The 26,287-nt window shown below is 70.1% G+C and carries 21 protein-coding genes and 2 pseudogenes; 11 read left to right on the plus strand and 12 right to left on the minus strand.

Annotated elements, in window-relative coordinates:
- Positions 1-13 precede the first annotated feature (13 nt).
- A complete protein-coding gene (locus OG472_RS33820) occupies positions 14-2,905 on the minus strand; it encodes a BTAD domain-containing putative transcriptional regulator (RefSeq protein WP_405832681.1) in 2,892 nt (963 codons plus the stop codon).
- Here OG472_RS33820 and OG472_RS33825 point away from each other — a divergent pair.
- The 3 genes from OG472_RS33825 (at position 2,904) to OG472_RS33835 (ending at position 7,137) form a co-directional block, all read left to right on the plus strand.
- A complete protein-coding gene (locus OG472_RS33825) occupies positions 2,904-3,323 on the plus strand; it encodes a trypco2 family protein (protein ID WP_401612379.1) in 420 nt (139 codons plus the stop codon). The genes OG472_RS33820 and OG472_RS33825 overlap by 2 nt on opposite strands.
- Positions 3,320-6,115: a trypsin-like peptidase domain-containing protein gene (locus tag OG472_RS33830; RefSeq protein ID WP_405942366.1), complete on the plus strand. Its 2,796-nt coding sequence runs from the start codon at positions 3,320-3,322 to the stop codon at positions 6,113-6,115. Before OG472_RS33825 ends, OG472_RS33830 begins: the two co-directional genes overlap by 4 nt.
- Before the next feature lie 83 nt (positions 6,116-6,198).
- Positions 6,199-7,137: a DUF6801 domain-containing protein gene (locus tag OG472_RS33835; RefSeq protein WP_405832686.1), complete on the plus strand. Its 939-nt coding sequence runs from the start codon at positions 6,199-6,201 to the stop codon at positions 7,135-7,137.
- Positions 7,138-7,155: 18 nt separating this feature from the next.
- On the opposite strand, the gene OG472_RS33840 is transcribed toward OG472_RS33835, so the two are convergent.
- Complete coding sequence (locus OG472_RS33840) at positions 7,156-8,181, minus strand: hypothetical protein (protein ID WP_405832687.1); 1,026 nt, start codon at positions 8,179-8,181, stop codon at positions 7,156-7,158.
- A gap of 212 nt (positions 8,182-8,393) precedes the next feature.
- Here OG472_RS33840 and OG472_RS33845 point away from each other — a divergent pair, with 212 nt between their 5' ends.
- The 4 genes from OG472_RS33845 to OG472_RS33860 all read left to right on the plus strand — a co-directional run bounded on the left by OG472_RS33845 (position 8,394) and on the right by OG472_RS33860 (position 12,403).
- Positions 8,394-8,591, plus strand: a complete 198-nt coding sequence (locus tag OG472_RS33845; protein WP_401612367.1) for a hypothetical protein — start codon at positions 8,394-8,396, stop codon at positions 8,589-8,591.
- Positions 8,592-8,684: 93 nt separating this feature from the next.
- Positions 8,685-11,561 carry a class IV lanthionine synthetase LanL gene (gene lanL / locus OG472_RS33850; RefSeq protein ID WP_405942367.1) on the plus strand — a complete coding sequence of 959 codons (2,877 nt, stop codon included), beginning with the start codon at positions 8,685-8,687 and terminating at the stop codon, positions 11,559-11,561.
- 86 nt (positions 11,562-11,647) lie between these two features.
- Positions 11,648-11,773, plus strand: a complete 126-nt coding sequence (locus OG472_RS33855) for an ALQxL family class IV lanthipeptide (protein ID WP_405832691.1) — start codon at positions 11,648-11,650, stop codon at positions 11,771-11,773.
- Positions 11,774-11,899: 126 nt separating this feature from the next.
- A complete protein-coding gene (locus tag OG472_RS33860; RefSeq protein WP_405832693.1) occupies positions 11,900-12,403 on the plus strand; it encodes a hypothetical protein in 504 nt (167 codons plus the stop codon).
- 191 nt (positions 12,404-12,594) lie between these two features.
- Here OG472_RS33860 and OG472_RS33865 read toward each other — a convergent pair whose 3' ends face one another.
- The 8 genes and pseudogenes from OG472_RS33865 to OG472_RS33900 form a co-directional block, all read right to left on the minus strand.
- Complete coding sequence (locus OG472_RS33865) at positions 12,595-13,380, minus strand: enoyl-CoA hydratase/isomerase family protein (protein WP_405832695.1); 786 nt, start codon at positions 13,378-13,380, stop codon at positions 12,595-12,597.
- Positions 13,377-14,624, minus strand: a complete 1,248-nt coding sequence (locus tag OG472_RS33870) for a cytochrome P450 (RefSeq protein ID WP_405832697.1) — start codon at positions 14,622-14,624, stop codon at positions 13,377-13,379. Before OG472_RS33870 ends, OG472_RS33865 begins: the two co-directional genes overlap by 4 nt.
- 104 nt (positions 14,625-14,728) lie before the next feature.
- Entirely contained in the window at positions 14,729-16,099 is a 1,371-nt protein-coding gene (locus tag OG472_RS33875; protein ID WP_405832699.1) for a cytochrome P450, read from the minus strand.
- Between the two features lie 10 nt (positions 16,100-16,109).
- Positions 16,110-16,670 (minus strand): ATP/GTP-binding protein, encoded by a 561-nt coding sequence (locus OG472_RS33880; protein WP_383570111.1) that lies wholly within the window; start codon positions 16,668-16,670, stop codon positions 16,110-16,112.
- Between the two features lie 3 nt (positions 16,671-16,673).
- Positions 16,674-17,066 (minus strand): DUF742 domain-containing protein, encoded by a 393-nt coding sequence (locus OG472_RS33885; protein WP_401612347.1) that lies wholly within the window; start codon positions 17,064-17,066, stop codon positions 16,674-16,676.
- Positions 17,059-17,901 (minus strand): roadblock/LC7 domain-containing protein, encoded by an 843-nt coding sequence (locus OG472_RS33890; protein ID WP_401612344.1) that lies wholly within the window; start codon positions 17,899-17,901, stop codon positions 17,059-17,061. Before OG472_RS33890 ends, OG472_RS33885 begins: the two co-directional genes overlap by 8 nt.
- Positions 17,898-19,085, minus strand: a complete 1,188-nt coding sequence (locus tag OG472_RS33895; RefSeq protein WP_401612341.1) for an ATP-binding protein — start codon at positions 19,083-19,085, stop codon at positions 17,898-17,900. Before OG472_RS33895 ends, OG472_RS33890 begins: the two co-directional genes overlap by 4 nt.
- Positions 19,086-19,977: 892 nt before the next feature.
- Positions 19,978-20,109: pseudogene (locus OG472_RS33900) on the minus strand (CorA family divalent cation transporter); the annotation flags it as partial.
- Between the two features lie 357 nt (positions 20,110-20,466).
- Here OG472_RS33900 and OG472_RS33905 point away from each other — a divergent pair.
- The gene (locus OG472_RS33905; protein WP_401612338.1) at positions 20,467-20,862 is read left to right on the plus strand and encodes a hypothetical protein; all 396 of its coding nucleotides are present in this window, start codon (positions 20,467-20,469) and stop codon (positions 20,860-20,862) included.
- Between the two features lie 490 nt (positions 20,863-21,352).
- Complete coding sequence (locus OG472_RS33910) at positions 21,353-21,892, plus strand: SMI1/KNR4 family protein (RefSeq protein ID WP_405834975.1); 540 nt, start codon at positions 21,353-21,355, stop codon at positions 21,890-21,892.
- 66 nt (positions 21,893-21,958) lie between these two features.
- Here the strand turns inward: OG472_RS33910 and OG472_RS33915 are convergent.
- Positions 21,959-22,559: pseudogene (locus OG472_RS33915) on the minus strand (transposase family protein).
- A gap of 573 nt (positions 22,560-23,132) precedes the next feature.
- Between OG472_RS33915 and OG472_RS33920 the strand changes: the two are divergent.
- Both OG472_RS33920 and OG472_RS33925 read left to right on the plus strand, forming a co-directional pair.
- Positions 23,133-23,420 (plus strand): lactococcin 972 family bacteriocin, encoded by a 288-nt coding sequence (locus OG472_RS33920; RefSeq protein ID WP_405832702.1) that lies wholly within the window; start codon positions 23,133-23,135, stop codon positions 23,418-23,420.
- 340 nt (positions 23,421-23,760) lie between these two features.
- The gene (locus OG472_RS33925; protein WP_405832704.1) at positions 23,761-24,672 is read left to right on the plus strand and encodes a LysR family transcriptional regulator; all 912 of its coding nucleotides are present in this window, start codon (positions 23,761-23,763) and stop codon (positions 24,670-24,672) included.
- Between the two features lie 304 nt (positions 24,673-24,976).
- Here the strand turns inward: OG472_RS33925 and OG472_RS33930 are convergent, their stop codons facing one another.
- Entirely contained in the window at positions 24,977-26,146 is a 1,170-nt protein-coding gene (locus tag OG472_RS33930; RefSeq protein ID WP_405832706.1) for a magnesium and cobalt transport protein CorA, read from the minus strand.
- Between the last annotated feature and the right edge of the window lie 141 nt (positions 26,147-26,287).

The raw sequence follows: 26,287 nt of genomic DNA on the forward strand, positions 1-26,287 counted from the left end.
CGCCGGCGCGCGGTCAGCGGTGTCCACGGGCGTCCGCCACCTCGAGTACGGCCCGGAACTGCCCGAGCGCCTCGTGGATGCGGCCCATCGCCAGGTACGAGCGACCCAGCCGCGAGCGGATGTCCATCTCCAGCCAGTCGTACGCGGGTTCGGTGAGCGGGGAGAGCAGCTGGTGCTGGATCAGGGCCTGGTGGTGGAGGGCCACGGCCGCGCCCGGATCCCCCGCGCCCTGCTCCGCCGTGCCCAGCCGGGTCAGGCTGCACGCGCAGAGGAAGACGTCCCCGGCCTCCTCGACCAGGTCGACCGCCTGCCGGAGCAGGCTCTTGGCCTCGGCGTACCGGCCGCGGCGGAGGTGGATCTCGGCGGCGAAGCTCAGGACCCTGCCGAGCATGCGCGGTCTGCGGCTCCCGTCGGCGTGGGTGCGGGCCTCGGCGAAGGAGGCAAGCGCCTCCTCGTTCCGTCCCCTGTACTGGTGGGCGAGGCCCTGGATCACGAATCCGATCGCGGCGATCCAGTCGTTGTGCGGCCGCCGGGACACGGCCAGCCCCTCGGTGACACGGGAGATCGCCTGGTCGGCCTCGCCCACGCTCACGTCGACGGATGCCAGCCCGATGAGGGCCCGGGTCTCTTCGGCCGGGTCGGGGCAGCGCCGGCTGAGGTGGAGCGCCTCGGTGAACACGGTCCGCGACTGCGCGTACCGGCGCTGGTACACGCCGGTGTAGGCGAGGCAGTTCCGCAGGGCGAGCGCCATCCGCGGATCGGTGGCCCCGTCCACGTGCGCGAGTGCGATCTCGAGAGCGGTCTGGGACTCGTGGTAGCGGCCCTGCCGGGTGAAGTAGTCGACCAGCGCCTCGGCGATCCAGCACGCGTGGTCGACCTCGCCGAGGGCCACGGCGTGTCCGACGACGTCGACGAGCTCTCCACCGGCCGCGTCCAGCCAGATCTCCGCGTCCTTCCAGTGGGCGAACGGCGCTCCGGAGGGCTGGGGTCCGGTGGGGAAACCGGTGGGGAGGCCCCAGTCACTGGCGATCCGGGCGGCGTCCAGGTAAAGGCGCAGCGCGGCCGTGCGCATGACGGCGGCCTCGCCGGGCAGGGCTTCCGCGAGGCGCCGCGCGTGCACGCGGACCAGATCGTGCAATCGGTAGCGGCCCGGCCGCGGCTGTTGCAGGAGGTTCGCGTCGACCAGGCTTTCCAGGATCCGCTCGGTGTCGTGGGGCGGCCGGCCGAGCATGGCCGACGGCGCCAGCACATCGAACTCGACCGTCGGTGACTGGCCCAGGGCACGGAATCCGAGCTGCTGGTCGGGTGCGAGCTGGTCGTACGACAGCCGGAAGGCCGCCTCGACGCTGCGGTCCCCGATGCTCAGTTCGCCGAGTCGGCGTTCGTCGCCCGCCATGCGGCCCACCAGGTACTCCACCGTCCAGGTATGGCGGTTCTGCAGCCGGGACCCGGCGATGCGCAGCGCCAGCGGCAGCCCGTCGCACAGCCCGGCCAGCCGGCGCGTCGCCTCCGGCTCGCGGCTCGCGCGCTCCTCCCCGATGAGGTCCGTGATCAGCAGCACCGCGCCCCCGCTCCTCAGCGGCTCCAGCGTGACCCGTCGGTCGGCGTCCAGTTCCGGCAGCCGTCGGCGACCGGCCACCAGCACCCTGCTGCCCGCTCCCGCGGGCAGCAGCGGTCGCACCTGGTCGGCGTCCAGGACGTCGTCCAGCACGAGGAGCAGCCGCAGCGGGCTGGTCGCCGCGCGCCAGGCGGCGGTGAGCTCGTCGAGGTCGCTCGGCAACTCGCCCTTGGCCGCGCCCAGGGAGCGCAGCAGGCGCTGCAGTGCCTGCTCGGGGGTCTGGCGCCGCTGTGTGCTGTGCGCGCGCAGGTCCACGAACAGGCTGCCGTCCGGGTACCTTTCGCTGAGCTCACGGGCCGCGCGTACGACGAGCGCGGTCTTGCCGACACCGGCCGTGCCGTCGACCGTCACGATCGACACGGATCCGGGCGCGTAGGACTCGGTCAGCTGCGCGATCTCGGCCTCCCGGCCGACGAGACGGCCGGCGTCGCCCGGCAGTTCGTTGACGGTGCGGCGGGGCCGGGCCCGGGCGGCAGGTGCCGTGGAGCGCGCACCGGCCGGACCGAGCAGGTGTTCGTCGTCGCGGCGCAGCACCGCTTCGTACAGCCGGTGGAGCTCTTCCCCCGGATCGACGCCGAGCTCGTCACGCAGCCGTACGCGCAGGCCCTGATAGGCGTTCAGCGCTTCCGCCTGGCGGTCACAGCCGTACAGGGCCCGCATCCGCAGCGCCAGCAGCGACTCGTCGTACCGGTCGGACGGGGACAGGACCGTGAGGTCGTCCAGGGCGTCACCGAACCGGCCGAGCAGGACCAGGCACTCGAGTCTGTCCAGCCGGAGCCCTCGCCGGCGCTCCTGCAGCCGCTCCCGCTCGGCCTGCGCGAACAACCCCGGCAGGCCGGCCAGGGGTTCGCCCCGGAACAGTGCGAGCGCCGCGGACAACTGGTCGACGGCCCGGGCCAGCTCGCCGGATGCCTTCGTGCGCCGCGCCTCGACGCCGCGCTCGGTCAGGTCCGCCACATCGAGCCGGACCCCGTCGACGACGAAGCGGTACCAGCCCTTTCCGCTGCGGATCACCGACTCCGTATGGCGGGTGCCCTCCGCGTCGAGCGCCCGGCGCAGCGGGTTGACGTGACTGGCCAGCACTTTGTGGCCGGATCCGGGTGGCTCCGACCCCCACACTCCGTGCATCAGCTGCTCATGGCTCACCAGGGCGCCGCGGCTGAGCAGCAACGCCGCCAGTACGGCCTGCCGTTTGACCGGCCCCAGATCCAGCGGTGCTCCGCCCCGGGACGCCCGTAACGGCCCGAGCACCGCGATCCGGAGCTGCCCGGGAGGTTCGCTGTCCATGGAGAAGCCCCGCTTTCGCACATCATCGGAATTTCATCTGCTCTGCAGCGTGTCCGGTCATGGTGGCAGAGATGCGACGGAGAACGGCTGTGAAGCCAGGGAGCGCAAGGGGCACGGTGTGATCGAGTTGACGAGCGTGATCAGGGATCTACGGGAGGAGCTGGGCCGGGCGATCGCCGCGGGCGAGGGCGAGGCGCTGCGCTTCGAGCTGGGACCGATCGAGTTGGAGCTGTCGGTCGCGCTGGAGCGGTCGGGGCAGGCGGGGGCGAAAGTGCGGTTCTGGGTGGTGGAGTCCGGTGCTCAGGCGGCGGTGAGCGCCGTCTCCGCCCAGCGCATCTCACTGGTGCTGCGGCCGGCCTTGGCGGGGGCCGGCCAACCGCCGTTCATCTCCGGCCGCGCCGACGCGCACGAGCAGTGAGCGCCGTCGTGGGCGGGGCGGCGGAACCGGACGGGCTCGACCGGCGGCGGGCGGTCCAGGTCGTCACCACGTGCGGCGCGGGCGCCGGAGGGCGCGGGTCGGGCTACCAGGTGACCGGGAACGTGGTGCTCACCGCCGCGCACGTGGCGTGCGGCGCGGCGACGGTGCAGGTGCGCTTCCTCACCGAGGACGGCGGCACGCGGGAGGTGCAGGGCAGGCCGTTCTGGGTGAACTCCGATGCGGACGTCGCGCTGATCGCCCTCGCGGACGCAGGCGCCGGCGTCCCGGGCGCGGGCAGCCCGGCGGGTGCTGCGGTCGCGCCGGTTCGGTTCGCCCGGGTCTCCAAGCCGGTGGAGTGCGAAGCGCTGGGATTCCCGAGGTTCAGACTGCGGGCCGCGGCGGCGTCGCCGGGCGGCGGTACGGCCGTGACGTATCGGGATTCCCACCACGCGCGCGGTGAGACCACCCCGTTGTCGAACCAGCGTGAGGGCAGTCTGGAGATGACCCTGAGGTCTTCCCCGGAGTACGACCCCGAGCGGGGCCGTTCGCCTTGGGAGGGCATGTCCGGGGCCCCGGTGTGGAGCGGCGGGTACGTGATCGGAGTCATCACCAGGCACTACCGCTCCGACGGGCTCGGCACGCTCGCGGCGAGCCCGGTGGACCGCTGGTACCGACAGATGGGTCCGCAGGAGATCGGCGAACTGAGCTCGTTGATCGGGTTGCCGCCGGATCCCGGCGGGCTGGAGGAGCTTCCCCGTGCAGCGCCGCTCCCCGGTGCGCCGGAGCTGCGGGAGGCGGCCGGGCTGCTCGCCTCCAGGGTGGCGGGACAATGGCGGAAGGAGGAGCGGCGGCGGCACGTGCACGACCCGTTCCCGCTCCCCGTGCGCTTCCGCAATGCCGACGCGCGCCTGCTCGACCACTGGGCCAAGATCCGCGACGCGCCACCCGGGGCGGATCCGGAGCCGCTCGCACTGGCCGGCCGCATCGACCGGATCGTGGAGGTGTACCGGTCCATCCCGTCCCGCCGGCTGGTGGTGCTCGGCGGGGCCGGGGCGGGCAAGACGATCCTGACCCTGCGCTTCGTCCTCGACTGGCTGGACGCCCGTACGCCGGACGAGCCCGTACCGGTGATCTTCAGTCTGGGATCGTGGGACCCGACCATCGTCTCCCTGCGCGACTGGATGTGCCACCAGCTGGTACGCGACCACGGCCTCGCCGCTCCCGCCGCACACGGAGGGAACCTGGCCGGCGCGCTGGTCGACACCGGCTGGATCCTGCCCGTCATGGACGGGTTCGACGAGATCGCCGGCGGTCTGCAGCGCGCAGCGCTCAAGGAGATCGACCGCACCACCACCCCGCTGCTCCTCACCAGCCGGCCCGGGGAGTACGCCGAGGCCGTGGAGACCCGCCCGTTCCCGAAGGCCGCCGTCGTCGAGCTGACCGACCTGACCTTGCACGACGTCGCCCTCTACCTGCCGCTCACCAGCCGTCCCGGTACGGACGGCGGTACGCGCAGCACCGTGTGGGAACCCGTCCTGGACGAACTGCGCGGGCAACGGCGCAGCCCGGGCGCGGAGAACCTGGCCGGGGTGCTCGTCACCCCGCTGATGGTCGCCATGGCCCGTGCCGTCTACAGCGACGCCCCCGGGTCCGACCCCGTACGGCTCCTGGACACCGCCGCGTTCGCCTCCCCGGAGGACCTGCAGAGGCATCTCCTGGCCGCGTTCACCCCGGCCGCCTACGAGCCCTCGCCCACCGACGGCGACGGCCACCGTCGTCGGCGGCGGCAGGACTGGAACCCCGACCGTGCGCAGCAGTGGCTCGGCTACCTCGCCGTGCACCTGGACCGACTGGGCCGGGCGGGCACGGGCGTTCCGGCACGTGACCTCGCCTGGTGGCAGCTGGGCACCACCATGAGCCGCTCCTCGCGCGTGCTCGTGATCGGATTCCTGGCCGCACTGGCCCTCGGGGTGACCACCGCCGTCGGGAACGTTCCCGTGGACCTGATCGCGACACCGTTCGGGCTCGGGTTCGCGCTCGTACGGGGGCTCGTGGTCGGGCTCCTGCACGCGCTCGTGAACGGACTGTTCTTCGGGCTCGTGTACGGATTCGTGTCGCAGGGCGCGGCAGAGCCGTCGCGCGTCCGCATCCAGGTCTTCGGCAGGGCCGGGCACAGGCGTACGGGGGTCCTCCCCAGGTTCCGGCTGGGGCTCGGGTGCGGGGTCCTGGCCGCGCTCGTGCTCCTGTTCCTGGACAGGGTCGTGGTCGAGTCCCTGGGACTCGGGGACGGCCTGGACGGCGGGCTCGTGGGGGGCCTCGTGTTCGTGCCCGGGCTGGGGCTCGGGGTCGGGTCGGTGTTCGGGATCACGGCCTGGCTGGAGGTTCCCGTCGACATCAGATCGGGTGTCAGCTCCTCGGAGCTGCTCGGCCAAGACCGCCGGAACGTGCTCTTCCATATGCTGGTGTGGGCCCTCGTGTTCGGGACGGGAGCCGCATGCGCCAACGCGTTCACGGCCGGGCCCGGGTGGGGACTCCTGGTGGGGCTCGCCTTCGGGATCGAAGCCGCCTTCGCGGGCGGACTCGCGTACGGACTCGCTTTCACCGCCTGGGGCCAGTGGGTGGCCCTCGCGCGCATCTGGCTTCCACTCACCGGACGGTTGCCCTGGCGGCTGGTCGCTTTCCTCGACGACGCGTGCGAGCGGGACGTACTGCGCCAGGCCGGCGCGGTCTATCAGTTCCGGCACGCTCAACTCCAGGACCACCTGGCCCAGGCCGGTCCGGCGGGCCGGTGACGGGCCGGGCCGGCCTCGACCGGCGCATCACCGCTGCCTGGCGCATTCGTCCGAGAGATCACCACACCCTGACGGGGGCCGGCATGAGAACGGGCAAGCACATCCAGAACCCTCCGGTGCCACGCGGCCCGCTTCGACTGGCGGCGGTCGCAGCGGTTGCGGGCGGGGTCCTGGGGCTCTCGGGAACCGGACCCGCCGCCGCGGACCCGGTGTCGCTCACCCTGCGGTACACGTGCTCGACCGGGTTGATCGGGAATCTGCCGGTCACGGTGCAGATCCACTCGGACTTTCCCGCGTCGGCCGAGGCGGGAAAGCCCACCCCGGCCTTTCCCGTCAGCGCTACGGTGCCGGTGCCCGCGGATGCCGCAAGGGCGCTGGGCGGGATCGGTGTGACGAGCGTCGAGGGCACGGTGGAGGCGCAGGCCCGCGTGGCGGCCCCGGAGGGGGACAGCCGGGTGAGTGTGCCGGTCGAAGTGAAGGCACGCATCCCGGCGGCCGGGTCCTTCCGCGTCGAGACGTCCGGCTCCGCACCGTCGCTCACCTTCAGACAGACGGGCAGCGCGCGGATCACCGTCGGCGACCTCGTCGCGCATCTCGCCCTCAAGGACGCGAGGGGCCGTGTCGTCTACCCGGGCAGGATCGACGCGCGGTGCACGCCGGAGGCGGGGCAGAACAACGTCCTGGCATCGTTCCGCATCACCGGAGCCGGAGCCGGAGCCGGAGCCGGGACCGGGACCGGGGTCGGGGTCGGAGCCGGGACCGGGACGGACACGGGCCAGGCCGCGCCCGGGGCCACAGGCCCCGCCGGTACGGCGGCCGCTCCCGGCGCACCGGCAGCCGACCGGACCGCGTCCGGTGCCACCGACTCCACACCGCAGGGCGCGCTCCCCGAGACCGGAGCCCGTCCCGACCTGTGGCTGCTCGGCGGCGCGGGCCTGCTGCTGGCCGCCGGTGCGGTCACCTTCGCCGCCGCACGCCGAACCCGTACGGACGACGGCGCAGGCGATGCCGCCGCGTCCTGACCGGCTGCCCGGCCGCGCCTATTCCGGCGTGGTGAGTCCGGCGCGTTCGGCGAGGGCGCCGCCCTGGAACCGGCTCTCCGCGCCGAGCTCCTCCAGCAGGTCCGCGATGTGGCGGCGGCAGGTGCGCAGGGACATGCCCATCCGCCGGGCGATCACCTCGTCCTTGGCGCCCTCGGCCAGCAGCCCGACCAGCGCCCGGCGCAGGCTCGGGCCGACCTCCTTGTACGCGGCCTCGCTGCTGCCGTGGAACGGGGTCGCGCCGGACCAGTGCTGGTCGAAGACCCGGCACAGGTACGCCACCACGTCCGGGTCCCGGACCAGTACCGCCCCCTCGCCCGGGCCGCCGTCGGCACGCCGGGGCAGGAAGGCCACCGAGCGGTCGAACACCACCGCACGGTCGGGCAGTTCGGCGGCGGTACGGTACTCGGCGCCGGCCTTCGTGAGGGTCTCCACGTACCCCTGGGTGGAGAGGCTGGCGCGCGCCGAGTGCTGGTAGAGGGTGCGCATCACGACCCCGCGGCGCAGCATCGCGAGGTCCCGTTCGATGGCGTCCCCGAGGCGGTGCGGGGCCCGGCCGCCCCCCGGCTGGATGCTGAACACCTCCTCCCGGCAGCGGGCGGACTCCTGGGTGAGCATCGCCGACGCGGCCGCGAGATCGGGCAGTACGTCCACACCCTGCCGGTGGTCGCGTTCGCGTTGGGCGGCGCGGTAGTGGGGCATCAGGGAGCGCAGGTCCTCGCGTACGGACTGGGCGTGCGCGGCGGCCTGGGCGACCCGGGCCTCCAGCGGGCCGACCGCCTCGGCCGCGGCCGCGTCCGGACTGACCGGTATCAGCTCCTCGGGGCTGTCGGGTGCCGGGCGCAGCAGCCGGAGCAACAGCAGGGTGCGGCAGGCCCCTTCGAGGTCCTCCGGGCTCAGCCCGAGGGCTTCGGGCACGTCGGGCGGGCACCTCTTGAGGCTGCCCTGCGACAGCGCGTACGCGAAGACCGCAACCGCCCGGGCGTCCAACCGCGGCAGTTCCATGGAGTTTGTGTGGATGGTCATGATTTCCCCCGCAATGCGGCCGTGCTACTTCCGTGCCATGCAGGCTATTGCCAGCTCACAAGGCTGGACCAACGAGGCGCACCCGTATGAGCCTTGAGTTCCGGCCGGGTCACACCACACCCCATCAGGCCGATATCCCGACACAGGGCGTGAACCGCCCGACGCGGGCGTTCGCCGCCCGGTCCACACTCTCCCCATCCAGGAGCCGCCCCATGTCCCGAGCCCTCCGCTGTCTGCTCCTCCTCGCGGTCCTGCTGGCCGGCGGAGCCTCCGTCGCCGCCGAACCGGAGACAGGGCCGGGGGCGGCAGCCGTGCACCACGGGGGTGCGCAGGGCGGGGCGACCGCGGTCCTCGCCGGGGAAATCCTCGACACGAGCTGGGGCGACGGCTACATCCGGCCGCTCCACTAGGGCCCGCCGGTTCCTCCCGTCCGCCGCATCCTTGGTTGCGCCGTCCGAAGCCGAAGTCCGAACCCCGAAGCCCGAATTGCGAGGTCGTAGCGCGTGTCATCACTGCCCGAGACGCCGTCCCGGTCCTCCACCGGGCCCCGGCGGACCCGCGCCGAGGGTCCCGCGGACCTGGCGCTGCTGCCCGACCTGGTACGCGCCGTCCTCGCGCGGGCCGGGGCCGGCCGGCCCGGGGCGGCGGGGGACTGGGCCGTGGAGCCCGGCGAGTTCTGGTGCCACGTACGGCCGGGGGATGCCGTCCGCCGCACCCAGGGGTGGAAGCTCCACGTCTCGGCAACCCCGCTCTCGGCCCCGCTGGTGCTGGCCCGGGCCGCCGAGGTGCTGACCGCCCACCGGGTGCCGTTCAAGTTCGCGGCGAGCCCCGCACGGGTCGCCGCGCTGGTCTCGGGGCGCTTCGCCCGCGGCGGCGGCGGCAAGTTCATGACGGTCTACCCGGCGGACGACGCGCAGTTCCGGCTGCTCGCCGAGGAGTTGCACCGGGCCACCGTGGGGCTGCCCGGTCCCGCGGTGCTCTCCGACCGCCGGTATCTGCCGGACAGTCAGGTCTACTACCGCTACGGGGTGTTCGCGGCAGACCCCGAACTCACCGCCGACGGTGCCTTCGCCGCCCGCCTGACCGACCCCGAGGGCCGGCGAGTCCCCGACGAGCGCAACGCCTGGTACAGCCCGCCGTCCTGGGCGGGCGACCCCTTCCCGGGCCGCCCGCTCGCTCCGGCCCGCAGCGCGGCCACCGCGAAGCCGGTGCTGCTGCACGAGCGCTACCTCGTACGCGGCGCGATCCAGCACTCCAACAAAGGGGGCGTGTTCCGGGCGGAGGACACCGCCACCGGCGCCCGGGTGGTCGTCAAACAGGCCCGTCCCCATGTGGGCGCGGGACTCGAAGGGCTGGACGTACGGGACCTGCTGCGCCGGGAGGCGGCACTGCTGGAACGCTTCGGCAAGCGGTTCCCCGACCTGGTTCCCCGGCTCGTCGAGCTGTTCGAGCAGCAGGGCAGCGCCTTCCTCGTCGCCGAGTCGGTGCCCGGGGCGACCCTGCGCCGGACCGTCGCCGAGCGGCTGGTCCGGGAGGGCGCCGCCTGCCCCGAGGACACCGCCGAATCCCTCGTCCGGCAGCTGCTCGACCTGGTCGGCGCCGCCCACGGACTCGGCCTCACCCTGCACGACTTCAATCCCAACAACGTCATGGTCACCCCCGACGGGCGGCTTCGGCTGATCGACCTGGAGATGGCCGCCCGGGAGGGCGAACGCTGGGTGCTCGGCGCCACCCCCGGCTACACCGCCCCCGAACTGCGCGCCGCCGACCCGGTGGCCCCCGCGTTCGGGCCCGGCGTGGACCTCTACGCCCTGGGCGCCACCATCCTGCACACCCTCACCGGCGCCGATCCGCTCTTCGCGGCGGACCGGCCCGCGGCGGGGGCCCGCCCGGACGAGGAGCGACTGGCCGGGCTCCTGGACCTGCTGGCCCGCGACCAGCCGCTCGTACGGCGGTTCGGGCCGCTGGTCCGGGGGCTGATGCGGGACGCGCCCGCGGACCGCTGGACCCTGGAGCGGGCCCGGGCGGCCCTCACCGGCGGCGCGGCACCGGCGGCGCCTGCCGCACGCGCCGGCACCTCGGGGTCCGCGGGGGCCGCGGGGCCCACCGGAGCGGCGGAGCTGCGCGCAAGGCTGCTGCACGACGGCATCGCCCACCTGCTGGCCACCATGCGTCCGGCGGACCCCGACCGGCTCTGGGCCGCGGACTCCTTCGGCGAGACGTGCGACCCGGTGGCCCTCCAGCACGGTTCGGCGGGCGGGGTGAGCGTGCTCGCCCGGGCCTTGCGCCACGCCGACGACCTCGCGGCCGGGTTGCCCTACGGAACCTCGTACGGGTCCCCGTACGGGCCGAAGGTCACCCCGGAGGCCCTGCGTACGGGACTGCGTGCGGCCGCGGTCTGGACGGCGGACCGGCAGGAGGCACTGCCCGGGAACCTGCCCGGACTCCACTTCGGCCGTTCGGGCACGGCCTGGGCCCTGCTCGACGCCGCCCGGGCGCTGGAGGACCCGGCGCTCACCGAACGCGCCGTCGCGCTCGCCCTGGCACTGCCCGTGGAGTGGCCCAACCCCGATGTCTGCCACGGAGCGGCCGGCGCCGGCCTGACCCAGCTGAACTTCTGGCGCGCCACCGGGGACCCGCGCTTCCTCGACCGTGCCGCGCACGCCGCCGAAGGGCTGCTGGCAGCGGCTCGGCGTACGCCCGAGGGCGTCTTCTGGCCGGTTCCCGAGGACTTCGACTCCGGTCTGGCGGGCGCCTGGCACTACGGATTCGCGCACGGCGTGGCCGGGGTCGCCACCTTCCTGCTCCTCGCCGGGCAGGCCACGGGCGACGAGCGGCTACGCGCGGCGGCCGTGGAGGCGGGGGCGACCCTCGCCCAGGCCGCCCGCCGCGGACCGGCGGGCACCCTGTGGCCGGTGGACCGGGCCCGGCACCTGTCGGACTCCCCGGACCTGGCCCGGCACTGGTGCAGCGGCTCCTCCGGAGCGGGCACCTTCCTGGTCCGTCTCCATTCGGTCACCGGCACCCGGGACGAGGGCCTGGCCGGCCTGGTGGAGGGCGCGGCCGCCGCCGTCCGGGCGGGCAGGGTGACCGACTCGGCCGCCACCTGCCACGGGCTCGCGGGCAACGCCGAGTTCCTGCTCGACGCCGCCGAGCTGACGGGCGACGCACGCCACCGGGCCGGAGCCGAGCTGCTCGTCGAGCACATGGCGGCCCAGGCGGTGCTGCGCGACGGCCGGCTGCTCGTGCCCGACGAGAACCGCAAGACCGTACTGGCCGAGTACGCCACCGGTCTGGCCGGGAGCCTCTCGCTGCTGCTGCGCCTGCGGTACGGCGGCCCGAGAGCCTGGCTGCCCGAGGGCGAACCCGCCCTCCCCTGAGTCTCCGGCGGCCGTCGGCCACCGGCTGCCGGGCCCGTCCGGGTCCGGCGTTCCCCGCAGATCCATTCGCACAGAAGGAGACCGCCATGGCGGAGCTCGACATCGATGCCCTCCAGGTCCTGCCCGAGGACCTCCGTACCGAGGACGCCCGTGGCGAGGAGCACGCCGCCGCGCTGATCACGGCCTGCCGCTGGCACACCAGCGGCTGCTGATCGCCCGCTGAACCGGCGGCGACCCCTGCGCCGCCCCGGGAGGGGACAGGAGCCCGGCACCGGTCCCCTCCCTCGGCCATGCCCCGGCGGAAAACAAGCCCTGACCGACACATGGGAGAACTGGCCGTGACCGGCATCGAATTCCTCGCCTCGCTCCTCAGGACCGGACGCCTGCACGGGATCGGTATCGGCTCCACCTTCGGAGAGGTCGACCGGGCGATCCACCACCGCTTCGCCGACGTCATCGGCGAGGGCGGCCAGTCGGTGCACCGCGACTACGGATTCGTCGAGTTCTGCTTCAGCCCCGGCGGCGAGTGGGCGGTGTCCGGCTGGTCCCTCGAGCTGCACCGGCTCGCGTCCGGGCACGAGGCGGCGAAGGAGTGGGCCCGGACCACGGGGGTCGAGTTCCCCCGACACATCGCCTGGAAGGACGTCCGGGACGAACTCGCACGCGTCCCCGGAGCCCCGGAACTCACGGTCACCGACCAGGGCGGCTTCCTCGCATACCGGGCGGCGGCGTCCGGCGTCTCCGTGATCGTCGTGGACGACGAGGAGGAGGAGCGCGGCTACCACGCGGGACACGGCGACGTCTGGAGCGTCAGCCTGAGGGCGCCGGTACGCACGAGGTGACCGCTTGCGGGTCCGCCGCAGCTCGGCGGCCGGCACTGCGCCCGCATCCCCCGGCGCGAGGTGTCCGACCCGATGGTGAGCGGTCGGGAACCCCGCCGCGCGGACCGTGCCCGCCACGCGCGCCGGGCACCCGGCCGGCCCCCTGCCTCGGCGGCCCGTGGCGGGCCGGACGCCCGCGTGGGCCTGCGGGATCAGCCCCTTGCGTGCTGGTGGAGCGTGGCTGCCAGGAGATGGGAGTCGAGCAGGGAGACGTCGGCCGTCCTGTCCGCCCGTGCGTAGCCGGCCAGCATCCGCTTGGTCAGGACGAGCGCTTCGGGCGAGCGCCGCACGAGGGGCCTGGTCCAGGAATCGATCACCTTGTCCAGCTGGTCGAGTGGGGCGGTCCGGTGGAGCAGGCCGATCCGGTGGGCCGTGTCGGCGTCGAAGGCCTCGCAGGTGAGCATGAGCTCGCGAATCCTGGAGGTGCCGGCCTCGGAGACCAGGCGTCCCATCGCCCCGCCCCACGCCGGCGGCAGTCCTATGCCGACCTCCGGCATGCGGAAGCGGCTGGTGTCGGCACCGGCGCGCAGATCGCAGAAGGAGGCGAGCGCGAGACCCGCGCCGATGACCCGCCCGTGCAGCCGGGCGATGGTGACCGCGTGGGTGTTCTCCAGGGCCTGGCACAGGCGGTGCGCCTTGTCGGCGATGCGCCGCAGGCCCGCTCCGGACGGATCGGCGGCCAGTGCCTCCTGGTACTCGTTGCGATCGGCGCCCAGGCAGAAGTCCGTACCCAGTGACGAGAGCGTCAGGATCCGGACGTCGGGTCTCTCGTGGAGGTCGTCGAGCAGGGTGATGAGGTCGTCGAGGACTGCGGCGCCCAACGTGTCCTCCTGCCCCCAGGGGTTGAGGCGGACGTGCAGTACGGGGCCGTCCTGCTCGGTGCGTATCGCCTTGGGAGCGGTCCGGGCGTGTGCGGGGGCGGGGGTCGATTCGGTCATGCGAGTGCTACGTCCAGGTTCAGCAGGCGACGGAAGGCCACACGGGGCGCCATCGACGGGGGGCGTACGAGGGTGAGGCGCGGAAGGCGCCGGATCAGTTGGCGCAGGAGGGTCTGGGCCTCGAGGCGGGCCAGCGGCGCGCCGAGGCAGTAGTGGATGCCGCCGCTGAACGCGAGGTGGTCGGGGGTGCGTGCGGGGTCGAACCGGTCCGGGTCCTTGTGCCTGGCTGGGTCCCGGTGCGCGGCGCCGATCATCAGGTGGACCATCTCGTCGCGGCGGATCTCGATGCCTCCCAGCACGGAGTCCTGCGATGCGACCCTGCTGATCACGTGGGTGGGCGGGTCGTAGCGGAGCGTTTCCTCCACGAACCCGGGTACGAGGTCCGGGTTGTCGGCGACCATGTCCCAGCGTTCCGGGCTTTCGACGAGCCGGAGCGTCATCGTCGAGAGGAGGGTCGCTGTGGTTTCCAGGGCGGCCAGCAGGACGAACAGCACCAGGAAGTAGACGGCCTCTTCGGCCTTGTCCCGGTCGGGCTCGATCCCGTCCCACGTCTGGATCCACCGGGTGATGGGGTCGTCACCGGGGTGGGAGCGCCTCTCGCGCACCAGGTCCGTGAAATAGGTGCGGAGTTCGGCCGTGGCCGCGTCGGACAAGGCCAGTTGGCTGGCCGACGGCAGCAGCTCCTGGGTGAAGACCTGATCATGTGTCAACTGCCTGAGTCTGGACCAGTCGGCCTGTGGCAGCCCGAGCCATTCACCTATGGCGGCCACCGGCAGCTCCTCGCAGACAAGCTCCGAGAAGTCCGCCTCGCCGGTGCGTATTCGCTCCGTGAAGGCGTCGAGGAGCCGATCCGCGGACCGGTTCACATTGCGGCCGATGCGCTCCACGGTGGTCCGGTCGAAGGTGCCCGCCGCCCGTCGCACCTTGGTGTGGTCCGGGGAGTTGAGGGCGGCGAGCGTGTTGCTCATCTCGCGCGAGGAGGGCGCGTTCCAGCGTGTCCCGGCTCCCTGGCGCTCCCGCCACTCCCTGTCGGGCTCCAGCCATTGGCGGCTGCGCAGAACCTGGTCGCAGGCGGCGAAGCCCGTCACGGCGAAGCCTCCCCACGGGGCGGGCACCACCTCGCCCCGCGAGAGGAGTTCGTCGTATATCGGGAAGGGGTCGGCCTGCCCTCCGGCCGTCCGAAGACGGGAGAAGAGGGAGGCGGACGCCCGGCGGTCATACGACGGAGTTGTGGCAACCCCCATGACGGCGGCTCCTTTCTGAGAATGAGCCGCCATGCATACCCACATGATCACTAGGGCATCCACTACCACTGAGTACTCAGGAGGTTACGAGAATCACACTTGCCTCACTCGCCCCTGGTCCACGCCAGGAAGCGGCTGAACAGGCCGCCCTTGGGCTGTGGCGCGAAACCGGCGTTCGTACGCGAGGGTCCGGAGGCGGAGGGCGAGGAGGCGGCTGCCTGCTGCTGGGGCATCTGGCCCGCGTCCGACCCGGCCGCCTGGGGGACGGTCCTCGGGGTGAAGCGGATCGGGAGGGTGACCAGCGAGCGGCTCCACGGGCTCGGCGCCCAGGTGAGCGCCTTGAACGGGACGCGCAGCTCGACGTCGGGAAGCTGGTTGAGCAGCGCCTCGACGGCCGTCACGGCGATCATGAAGGCCGGGTCCTTGGCGGGGCAGGCATGCGGGCCCGCGCCGAACGCCAAGTGCGCCTTGGCACTGAGCTGTTCGCGGTGTTCGGTCAGCTTCGGGTCCGTGTTGGCCGCGGCGAACGAGATGAGGACCGGGTCGTTGGCCCGGATCGTCCTGCCGCCGAGCTCGACGTCGTGAGTCGGGTAGTGAGCCGCGTAGTTGGCGATCGGCGCGTAGTTCCAGAGGGTCTGGGAGACCGCGTCCTCGACCGGGAGGCCGACCTGCCAGTCCTCTCCGAGGTACAGGGCGCTACTGGTGCCGATGGCCGCGGCCAGCGGCGCGGTGCCGCCGGAGAGCAGGGTGACCAGCTGGTGCAGCACCTCCTCGTCGCTCAACTGGGCCGAGTGCTCCATCAGGCGCGTTGTCAGATCGTCCGTCGGGCGCCGCCGCTTGAGGGCGATCAGCTCGGTGAGCGCCCCGCCGAGCACCTCATCGGCCCCGGGGGTTCCCTCGAAGATGCCGCTGATCCCGGCGATCACGCGGTCGCCGATCTCGGGCGGGCAGCCGAACAGCTCGCTGAAGACCAGCAGGGGCAGCGGCTGGGCGTACTCGGCCATCAGCTCCGCCTGGCCGCGGATGTCGGTGCTGAACTGGCTGATCAAGTAGTTGGCGGACTGCTGTGTCTGCCTGATGAGCCGGTGCTCGTTGATCGTCGCGAGACTGTCGGTGACGGACCGGCGCAGTCGGGCATGTGCCGCACCGTCACTGAAGAGCGCGTTGGGGCGGTATCCCATCATGGGCAGTGCCGGGCTGTCGGCCGGGACGCGCCCTTCGTTGAGGGCGTTCCAGCGGCGGGAGTCACGCACGAAGGAGGCGGGGTTCTGCAGGACGTACAGAGCGGCGTCGTAGCTCGTGACGAGCTCGGCCTGGACGTCGGGGGCGATGTCCACGGGCGCGCTGAGACCGAAGCGGCGCAGCTGTGCGTAGTGGCCGTCGGGGTCGGCTCCGAACGAGGGGCCGTACATCTGGACGTTCCCGTGCGCGGGGCAGCCGGGGGGTATCTCCTGCGGTTCGAGTGGCTGTTTCATTCCTGCGCTCCTAGCCGAGTTGGGACATGAGGTGTTGCACGAGGGTGATGAGGGCCTGCGCCGAGGAGTTCTCGTCCCGTACGTCGCACTCCACGACAGGGGTCTCGGCGGTGAGGTTCAGAGCCTCGCGCACCTCGTCGAGCGGGTAGTGCGTGGTGCCCTCGAAGTGGTTCACGGCGATGGCGTACGTCAGGCCGAAACGTTCCACGAGGTCCAGGACGGGGAAGGACTCGTGCAGCCGCTCCGGGTCGACGAGGACCAGCGCGCCCAGCGCACCCCGCGAGAGCTCCTCCCACATCTCCTTGAAGCGCTCCTGGCCGGGCGTTCCGAAGAGGTAGAGCACCAGGGTGTCGCTCAGGGTGAGCCGGCCGAAGTCCATGGCGACGGTGGTGGTCTTCTTGTCGGGCGTGCCCGACAGGTCATCGAAGCCCACGCTGGCTTCGGTGATCTCTTCCTCGGTCCGCAGCGGCTCGATCTCGGAGAGACTGCCGATGCAGGTGGTCTTGCCGACCCCGAAGTGCCCCACTATGAGGATCTTCACCGCGTGGGAGACGTGTGGATCCAGGTACACGCGTTACGCTCCGAATCGATTCTTCAGGCCCTCGAGCACGGCGCTGACCAGTTCTCTGTCGACACGTTCGGCGCGCGGTATCGGTGTCCTCGCGAGGATGAGACCGTCTTCCTCCAACTGCGCCAGCAGGATGCGGACGATGCCCAGAGGCAGGTGCGTGTGCCCTGCCACCTCGGCCACGGAGAGGAAGCCGTCGGCGACCAGATCCATGACCTGCCCCGCTTCCGGGGACAGCGTCCGCGCTGCGACCTGGCCGTTCTCCGCCGCCATCGTCACGAGCGTCGTGTGCTCGTACTCGTGGTCCGGGGGCAGCGCGCGTCCGTTCGTGATCACGAAGAGGGGGACTAAGGAAGACGTCAGTTCCAGCTCGTCATCCTGTCCGAACCCGTCAGGCATGGTCTGTCACCTTCCCCGGTGTCGCCGCCGAGGTCAGTCCGGGAACCACCTCGTGCAGACGCGTGGTGAACTGTTCTATGTCGCAGTCGTGTTCGGCGGCAGCGGCCAGGAAGGCATCGGGGCCGGCGGCCATCAGGAAGATCCAGCCGTGCTGGAACTCGATGACCGTCTGACGCCATTCCGCGTCATCGGTGACCCCTGCGAACTGGGAGGTGACCCGGCTGTAGGCGTGGATGCCCGTCATGGCCGCGGAGACCGTGTCCGCGAGGTCGCGGCTCATCCCGCCGGTCGCCCCGCGGGGAAGGCCGTCCGACCCCAGCAGTACGGCGTGGCGGGCACCCTTGACCTCGGACATCACCTGGTCGAGCTCGCCGATGACGAATCCTGCGTCACCGGAGCTCTGCTGCCGGACGGAGCTCCCCCGCGGACCGCCGGCGTCCTCGGCCCTCACCCGCGGCGGCGAGGTGAGGTTGTTGCCCAGCCGGGCGACAAGGCGGTGCATGCGGAAGGAGATCTGCTGCATGTCCACATCGGGAGCGGCCGCGGCGGCCAGGTAGGAGCCCTGCCCCGCCCCGATCAGGAAGCTCCAGCCGTGCGAGAACTCGATGATGGTCTGGTTCCACTCCCGGTCCTCCTCCGGTCCCGCGAAGTGGGCCGTCGCCCGGCTGAGCGACTGCATCCCGGCCATGGCCGCGGAGATGGTGCGTACATCCTTCTCGGCCAGGCCCTCCGTCGCGCCGCGAGGAAGGCCGTCCGCGGACAGCAGGACGGCGTGCCGTGCATGGGGCACGTTGTGCACGATGTCCTCGAGCATCCACGACAGGTCTGCGGTCATGCCTCTTCGGGCCCTTCGAACGAGGTGGCGTCAAGGTTGCGGCCGGAGAGCATGCCGCGCTGGAAGGCCCCCAGACTGCGCCCGGAAGCGCGGCCTGTCTCGACCGGGGGCCGCGGCGCCGGCGAGGTGGTGTCGGGATCGGGGACGCTCGCGATGGGCGCCTGGCGTGCACCGCGCTTGGGCAGCCCGTGCATCGTGCGCGACGTCGCGCTCTGGGGCCGGCTCTCGGTGGCGCGCCGGATGTCGCTGACCGGAGCCTCCTGGGCGGGCGGCATCTCCTCCATGGTCCACAGCTCCTCGGGCAAGAGGACGACGGCCCTGACGCCGCCGTATCGGGAGACCCCGGTGACGTCGACCTTGAAACCGTGCTGACGCGCGATCAGGCCGATGACCGGGAAACCGAACTTCGGCTGAGTCCCGAGCTGCGACAGACGGGGGGCGACTTCTCCGGAGAGCAGCGCGGTCGCCCGCTGCCGCTCTTCGTCGTTCATGCTGACACCGGCGTCGTCGATGACGATGCACAGGTTGTTCTGGACGCGCTGGAACGTCACTTCGATCGGCGCGTCGTGCTGCGAGAAGCTGGCGGCGTTGTCGAGCAGCTCGGCCACGGCGAGGGCGACGGGCGCGACCGCGGACGCCTTCAGGGCGAGACTGGTCTGCTGCATGATGGCGACCCGGTGGAAGTTGCGGATCTGGCCCTGGGCACTGCGCACCACGTCGTAGACGCTGGCGGGCCTGTTGCGCCGGCCGAGCGGGGCACCGCACATGACGGCGATGCCCTGAGCCTTGCGCGCCATCTGGGCGTTGGCGTGGTTGACGTCCAACAGGTCGCTGAGGACGGCGTGTCCGCCGTACTTGCGCTGGATGCCGTCCAGAAGCGTCGTCTGCTCGGCGGCGAGGCTCTGCAGGAGGCTGGCGGCACCCTTGAGGACGGCCTTGGTGTTCTCCTCCGCTGCTTGCTTGGCTTCGCGGAGCGTGGCGTCCTGCTCGTTGCGGAACCTCTGCAGCTCGGCGTGCGACGAGCGCAGGTGGCCGTCTGCCGTGATGAGCTGGTGCCTCAGTTCGGCCTCGGTGTGCTGCTTCTTCGCCCCCAGCGCTCTGTTGCGGGCGACGAGTGCCACGACGGCGACAACGGCTATCGCCGCGACCGCAACCAGGCACCACACAAGTGCGTCTCGATTCATGGAAACCTTTCCCGGCGCATGGCATGCGGACGGCTGCAGATACACCTCGCGAGGCCCCGCAACACAGCTGATCGGCACGGTCCACCGGCGGTTACGCGGAGAGCATGCCGTCGATCACACATCAGCATCTGCGTCAAATTGGATCAAGATCACAGATGTCGGGATGCTATCACCGGATCTTCGCCTCCCCGGACGCCTGCTATGAGGCCACATCCGGCCAACCTGCCTGTCACAGCAGTGGGTTGACATGGCCTTTTGGTCCCGTATCTGCCGTCGGCCACCTCTCTCGCCACCGATTCGTCAAGCAGTTCTTCACGAAAGGAGTGGCAATCTCTCACATCGATCCGGCACACCGTCAACCGACCCTTGGTCAGGCCTCATTGACAGGTGGCGGAGCCCAGTTCAGGGATGCCGGGTGTGTGTTGGGTGCTGCCCATATTTGTGGATATCTCTTGAGGATCGGATGGTGTGATCCGAGAGAGAGGGTTCTCGTCGGTGTTGCCCCGTATGGGGGAGGAGCGTGAGTGGGACGCGTCACGGCAGCAGGTCCGCCCGGCCGTGGCCGCGTCCGGCTGTGCCGGTTCACCGCGGCCATGGTGTGGAGTACGGAGTGCAGCGGCCGCGCAGAATCCGCGGGTTGGCTGAAAATGACGAGACCTGTATGGCCGATTCCCAGGCTGGCCTGGGGCAACGGCCGACGTCGCCATTCCGATGTCGGTCCACCTGTTTTCGCGATCCTGCGCAGGCGCCGGGATGGGGTTCCGGGGTTCCCCACGGCGTGGAGACTGTCCTGCAGGGTCCGGGCGCGACCCGTTCTCCCCAGGTTCCCCCGAGGAGCCCGACGCCCCCGGGTGTTCGCAAGAGCTAAGTTGATCAACAGTTGATGCGTTGGCTACAGCCGGTCGCGCTTCTTGAAGATGGCGTACAGGCTCGTGCAGACCACCGCCATCAGCAGGATCGCGAAGGGACAGCCGCCGGCCCAGTGGAGTTCCGGCATGCTCTCGAAGTTCATGCCGTAGATCGTTCTTGGAGTTGTCCACCTGCTGGCGCTGACCTGCATCGATGCGGCTGTGCCCACCCCTGACCTGCGCGGACAAGTCTTTCAGCGTCTTTCGGGATCGTGCTGCGTTACGCCACCAGAGGTGCTGCCAAGGGCGCGTTGGAAGTCGACGTTTTCCGATGACGCATCACGTGGAATGCGTAGCCATCCTCGAACCAACCGGAATGATGGTCAGCCGGCGCCGGTCGGGACGACATAAGTTCCCACGTGGCTTTCGATAAGCACTCTTGATCGATATTTCTCCGAAATCGCTGGGCGGGGCAATGTGTTCATGGTTGACTGCTGAGCGGCAACTCGACGAACCAATGAAAGGAAACAGTCATGTTTTCCAGGAGATGGATTTCCCGAGCAGTGGCAGTATGTGCGCCAGTAGCCTTCATGGTCGGCCTCTCCAATCCTGCACACGCAACTGGTGATGACAAGGTCAACCTCGTTATTGACGGTCATACCGTCGGAACCATCGCCTACAAGGACAATGGCGACAAGTTTACTCTTTGTGACACCTATGCCGACGGCTACGCCGTCCAGGCCCGTATCCACATGTACTATTACGCATTCAATGACTGGGTTAAGGAAAAGGAGTGGAACAAGGGCGGCGCCGGCACCTGCTCCACCATCAGTTATGACGTGCGGAACAATCAGCGGTACTGGGTCACAATCACCCGGAATGGCAACTCTAAAATCGCGAGCTTCCAAGTCTACGGGTCAGAGGAATAGCCGCTGACGGCATCTCGCCGAACGAGCCCCCATTCAGTGATTGAATGGGGGTTTTCGGCGTACATGTGAACGTGGCTCCGGCGAGGGTTTCGTAGCCGGAGCTTGAAGTGAGGGTCGCCCGGATCGTGGCGCCCGGCTCATGGCCGGGTTCGGTTCACGGGCGGTGCGGCTAGCAGTGAGCGTTTTCAGCTTCGCCACCCCAGGGTGACGCCGTGGCCCTCGCTTGAGTCCTAAAAACTCCTCGGCTGGGCCCGCCGGGCGCAGTCGGTCGTCTGTGAAGAGTCGCAGGCGGTCACTTCGCTGAGGGGCCGACCCTGCGCTTCGGGGCGGAAGGCGATCGTGGGGAGGGATGGAACACACGCTCGAAGTACCATCCCTGCAAGGTTCTCCGGCTGGTACTTCTCAACCTCCACAGTGGCGTAGTCGGACGGAGACATCCCTGTAGAGAGGGCAGAGGACGATGAGTGTGGCCGAGAGTTGGTCGCGTGTGATGAGTCTTCTTCGGGAGCACGCGCCGGCCGATCACGCGGATCTGCCAGGGCCCGCTACGGAACAGATGCTCGCGGCAGCCGAGGAACGGATGGGGATATCCCTGCATGGGGACCTGCGGACGTGGCTGTTGCAGAACAATCTGGATCTGCCGGAGGAAGACGTCGACGACGAAGTGGCATGCTGCGGCTTCGACGGGTTCCCCGACGAGGGAAGCTTCTTTCTGGGTATCCGGGCGATGGAGAGGCTCTACGCGAACCGCTCCACGTCCTGTGGATTCGACCCTCCGGACCAGCCGGACTACCCGTTCTGGCGTAACGAATGGATCCCGTTCCTGTCGGACCAGGACGGCTGGATGGGAAAGTTCATCGATGTGCGGGACGGGCGCGTCGGCAGCTGGTTCGTGGGTGACTCCACGGTTACGGGCGAGTACGAGTCGATGGCCCAGTATTTCGACTCCGTGGCGGAGACGCTGACGAGGATCGCCGATGGAAGCTCCCCAGTCTGTCGGTTCACCGAAGGTCGACTTGTCTGGTCGTGAGCCGGTTCCCAACTGGATGACGGCCATTGCCAAGCTGCCCTCACCCTGGAACGGCAATGAGATTCATCAGCGTTGACGTTCCAAGGTGAGGATGGCTGCGGCAATGACGGTCATCCGGTTGGGGCTGCAGCGGGCCCGGCGGAGGATCTGCCAGGACTTGAGTCGCGCGATGCTTCGTTCGACCGGTGCTCGCGCCGCTGCCAAGACCCGGTTGATCGTCTGCTGGGTTGTGGTGAGGTCCCGGCCGGGAAGCCGTCTGATCGGTGCGGTCACCCAGGGGCCGGCCCCGATGTAGGCGCGGTCGGCGAGGACGGGAACGCCCTGGCGTTCGCAGATCCGGATGATGCGGTGGGTACGGGCCGCGGTCAGGTCATGGGTGCGGCCAGGCAGCGTGGGCGAGATCCACAGCAGCTTGCCGGCGGGATCGGCCACGACCTGCACGTTCACGCCGTGACGGCGGTGCTTCTGCGAGAAGTCCCGACGGATATGCCGGAGCCGGCGGCGATCTGCGTGAGCGTGTCGCGCCGGCGAAGGTAGACCAGGCCGACGAGGGCACACTGGTGTGGCGGGAGCTTGCAGCGGCGGTCACCTTCACGGGTGACGATAAGCATGGATACCCACTCGACCAGGGCTGCGGTGGGTTGAGTGCGGCAGGATTCGGAACCAACAAGGCTCCTGTGCTGATGAGTTGAGGCGTCGAACACCCCTCTCAACGGCAGAGGAGCCTCGTGCGTTGTGAGACGTCAGCCCGTCACCCGAGCGGTGGCTACTCTGAAAGAGCTCCGTGTCTGCAGGCGCGGCAGCACCTCGACGAACGACGCGCATGCGCACCATTCCTTCAAGCAGATAAAGCTGCCGCCTCTCCCACATCCCACCGTCCCGCCTACCGGGCCAGCGAGGCGGGCGAACAACCGCGAGCGTATCCGCGGCGTACTCTGGGACGCTGGCTGTGGGAGCGTCGGCAGCAGGCGGCCCTGCCCACACCACCTCCGGCGAACCGCGGGTCCCTTGTCCCTCGCGATGTAGTGTCATCCGGCCAGGACGCGCGCCTATCTCTGGGCACTGCACGTGCAAGGCTCAATTTCTCCTCAGAACCACGGTCAGTTGGTTGTTGCGCACATGACGTGAATCTATTGTCTGAGTGCTTGATCGCCACGGGGGCGGTCCATGGGAAGGGTGTGCCATGGGCATGGTTCATGGCGCGTGTTGGCCAGCGCCGCAACGGCTTACTGTCATCATCATGGCCGCGGCCACGCCGGCCTTGGCTGCCACTGTCGACGTGGATGGTGGCACGTGGAGCTGCAACCACGGCGCCAACACGGCGTGGTCGAACGACAAGCACCCGACAAGCCGGCATGCGTCCTCGGTGAAGACGGGCGGCACGGAACTTGACAGCGGCTGCACCGCGAAGGGGAAGTGGTCCCTCGGCGGGGCCGAGCGGCTCGGTGTCGTACTCCTGCAACCGGAACTGCTGAGCCTCCGATCGAAACTCGACGAGTCTGGTCATCCACGAGTGGTGCCGCTCTAGGTTTGTTTGTCTGACTGAGGTCTGTTGGTTGACTTTGCTGAACTGTCTCGGACTGCTCGACAGGCCGAGTGCCGGGACGATCCGGTGCGAGGAGAAGGAAATCGCCCAGGCAAGGGGCGCCTCCTGAACGGCGCAGCGCTGTGGCCGGCTGGCGTACTTTCCGCATTTGCTTGAGTGGTTGGGGGGCCTGGCCGACCAGGGCCTGAACGTCAATCAGATCGCCGAACAGCTCAACGCCGAGGGCCTGCGGCCACCCAAACGCACCAAAAGGAATTTCGTGCCGACAATGCCGCCTACAGGCAGTGGCGACGTCGACGCATCATGATTACGGGTGGGGGAAATGTACCACGATCTGCAAGTTACGCGGTTGCGAACCCTGGTGGCCGTGGTGGAATGCGGTGGATTCCGGAGGGCTGCAATGACGCTGCACATCACCCAGCCTGCTGTCAGTCAACAGATCCGTCAGCTAGAGAGCTTCATCCAGGGACCTGTCTTTACGTCCACCGGGCGTAACCTGCAGCTCAGCGTGCGGGGTGAGGAGCTGCTCGGCTACGCACGGCGCGTTGTGGCCCTCAACGACGAGGCTGTCGACCGCTTGATGCCGAGAACGGGCACAACTAGAATTTCGATCGGCGTGGTGGACCAACTTGCCGAAGCCTTACCAGAGTTCCTGCGGCTGCTATCGGCAAGCCTGCCTGAGGCGCAAGTGAGCGTGCAATCCGGGCCAAGCGAGTTGCTTGCCAGTCAAGTCGCCACAGGGCAGCTTGACTTAGCCCTGCTGTTTCGGTGGCAAACCCAGGAGGCGGTCACCACAGAGGAAGAACTCGGTCGCATACGGCTGGCGTGGTTCGGGCAGCCAGTCCACGGTACGGAGGATGGATTGCCAGTGGCGCTATTCACTGAGCCCTGCATCCTGCGTGGCCAGCTAGTGGACGCCCTTGACGCATCCGGCATCTCTTGGCGCATCTCGTATGAGGGAGCTGAATTCGTTGGGCTGCGTGCAGCGGTCAAGGCCGGGCTGGGGCTGGCCTGCCTCGTTGCCAACGGCGACGACTTGTGGGGACTGCCGAAGGCGGCGAAGAAGCTCGGGCTCCCCTCCCCACCGGATCCCATCCCGGTGACGATGGCGCTTCCCGCGGGAGCAACAACCTCAGGTGTGCCCGCGATCGTGAAGAAGACCTTCCGCCAAGCGCTGGACGGCTATCCGTTCGCCGAGATTGCCTCTGCATCGAACAGCGAACCCATAGCCTGAATCCACCGATGTGATTTCGAAGTGGTCTCCGAGGGTTTGTGGGGCAGGTGCTGGGCTTTGGGCTGGGTGCGGGCAGGGACGTCAGGCCGGTTCGGGTGGGCGGCGGAGGGCCCTGCTGGTCGAAACCGTCCGCAAGACTGGACCTGGACGGAGTGCTGGTCCTCGCCCACTCGGGCAAGCGGGATGCGGCCCCGACCTGTACAGCCGTGCGGGGGCATTCTCCCCGGATTCTCCCCAGAGGGCCAGAACGGCCGGTCCATAGCGTTCGTGGACGCGAACCTTGTCGGCACGTCCGGCTCGACCTCTATAGCCAGTCGCGCTTCTTGAAGATGACGTACAGGCTCGTGCAGACCACTGCCATCAGCAGGATCGCGAAGGGATAGCCGCCGGCCCAGTGGAGTTCCGGCATGGTCTCGAAGTTCATGCCGTAGATGGTTCCCACCAGGGTGGGGGCGAAGAGGATGGCGGCCCAGGAGGAGATCTTCTTGATCTCCTCGTTCTGTTCGAAGCCGGCCTCGGCGAGGGCGCGCATTTCGGCGTTCTGTTGTTGGGAGACCAGGGTGGCGTTGACCGTCAGGATTTCGGTGAGGGCCTGGCGGAAGCCGTCCACGCGTTCGCTCGTGTGCGTGACGTGGTCGGCGACGTCGCGGAGGTAGCGCTGGAGTTCCTCGTCCGTGCCGTATTTCGCGAAGCCGGCCATCAGGTTGTGGAGCATGCCGACCAGGGGGCGGGTGGCGCGTTGGAACTCGACCATTTCGCGGGAGAGTTCGTAGATGCGGCGGGAGACCGCCGGATCGCCGCGGAAGACCTCCGTCTCGATCTCGTCGATGTCGGTCTGGACGCCCTCGACGACCGGGGCGTAGCCGTCGACCACCGCGTCGAGGATGGCGTACAGGGCGGCCTCCGGGCCGAGTGAGAGGAGTTCCGGGTTCTCCTCCATGCGGCGGCGGACGGAGGAGAGGTCCGGGGCGCCGCCGTGGCGGACCGTGATCAGGAAGTCCGGGCCGACGAAGATGTGGAGCTCGCTGAAGTCGACCTCCTCCTGGACGTCGAGGTAGCGGGCGGCGCGCAGGACGACGAAGAGGGTGTCGCCGTAACGCTCCAGCTTGGGGCGCTGGTGAGCTTCCAGGGCGTCCTCCACGGCGAGTTCGTGAAGGTTGAACTCGGCAGCCAGGGAGTGGAGTTCAGGTTCCGTGGGCCGGTGGAGGCCGATCCAGGCCATCCCGTCGGGCTCCTCGCGCAGCTGCCGGAAGGTCTCGGCCAGGGTGGCGGGGGAGGCGACCCGGCGGCCGTCGCGGTAGACGGCCGAGTCGATCACGCTGCGGTGGTTCGGGGGAGTGGGGGTCGGCGGTGCGGGCTGCGGGTCGGCCGGCGGCCCCGCCGGGGGCGCGGCGGCCGGGGCGGCGGCGCGCCGCCACCCGGGCCGCTTCCCGGCGGGTGGCGGCGAGGGGCGACGGTCTGGGCGCTCCGGCATCGCAGGTCAGCTCCCGTGACGGGTGTTCATTGCGGGCAAGGGGCAGGGTATCGGGGGAAAACGGCGGCACGGGCGAGGGGGCGGGATCCGAGGTGGATTTCGACGGGTTGTTGCGGACAGAGGGTGTCCGCAAGGAGGGCT

Origin of the sequence: Streptomyces sp. NBC_00207 (assembly GCF_045160965.1) — a bacterium.
Lineage (GTDB): Bacteria > Actinomycetota > Actinomycetes > Streptomycetales > Streptomycetaceae > Streptomyces.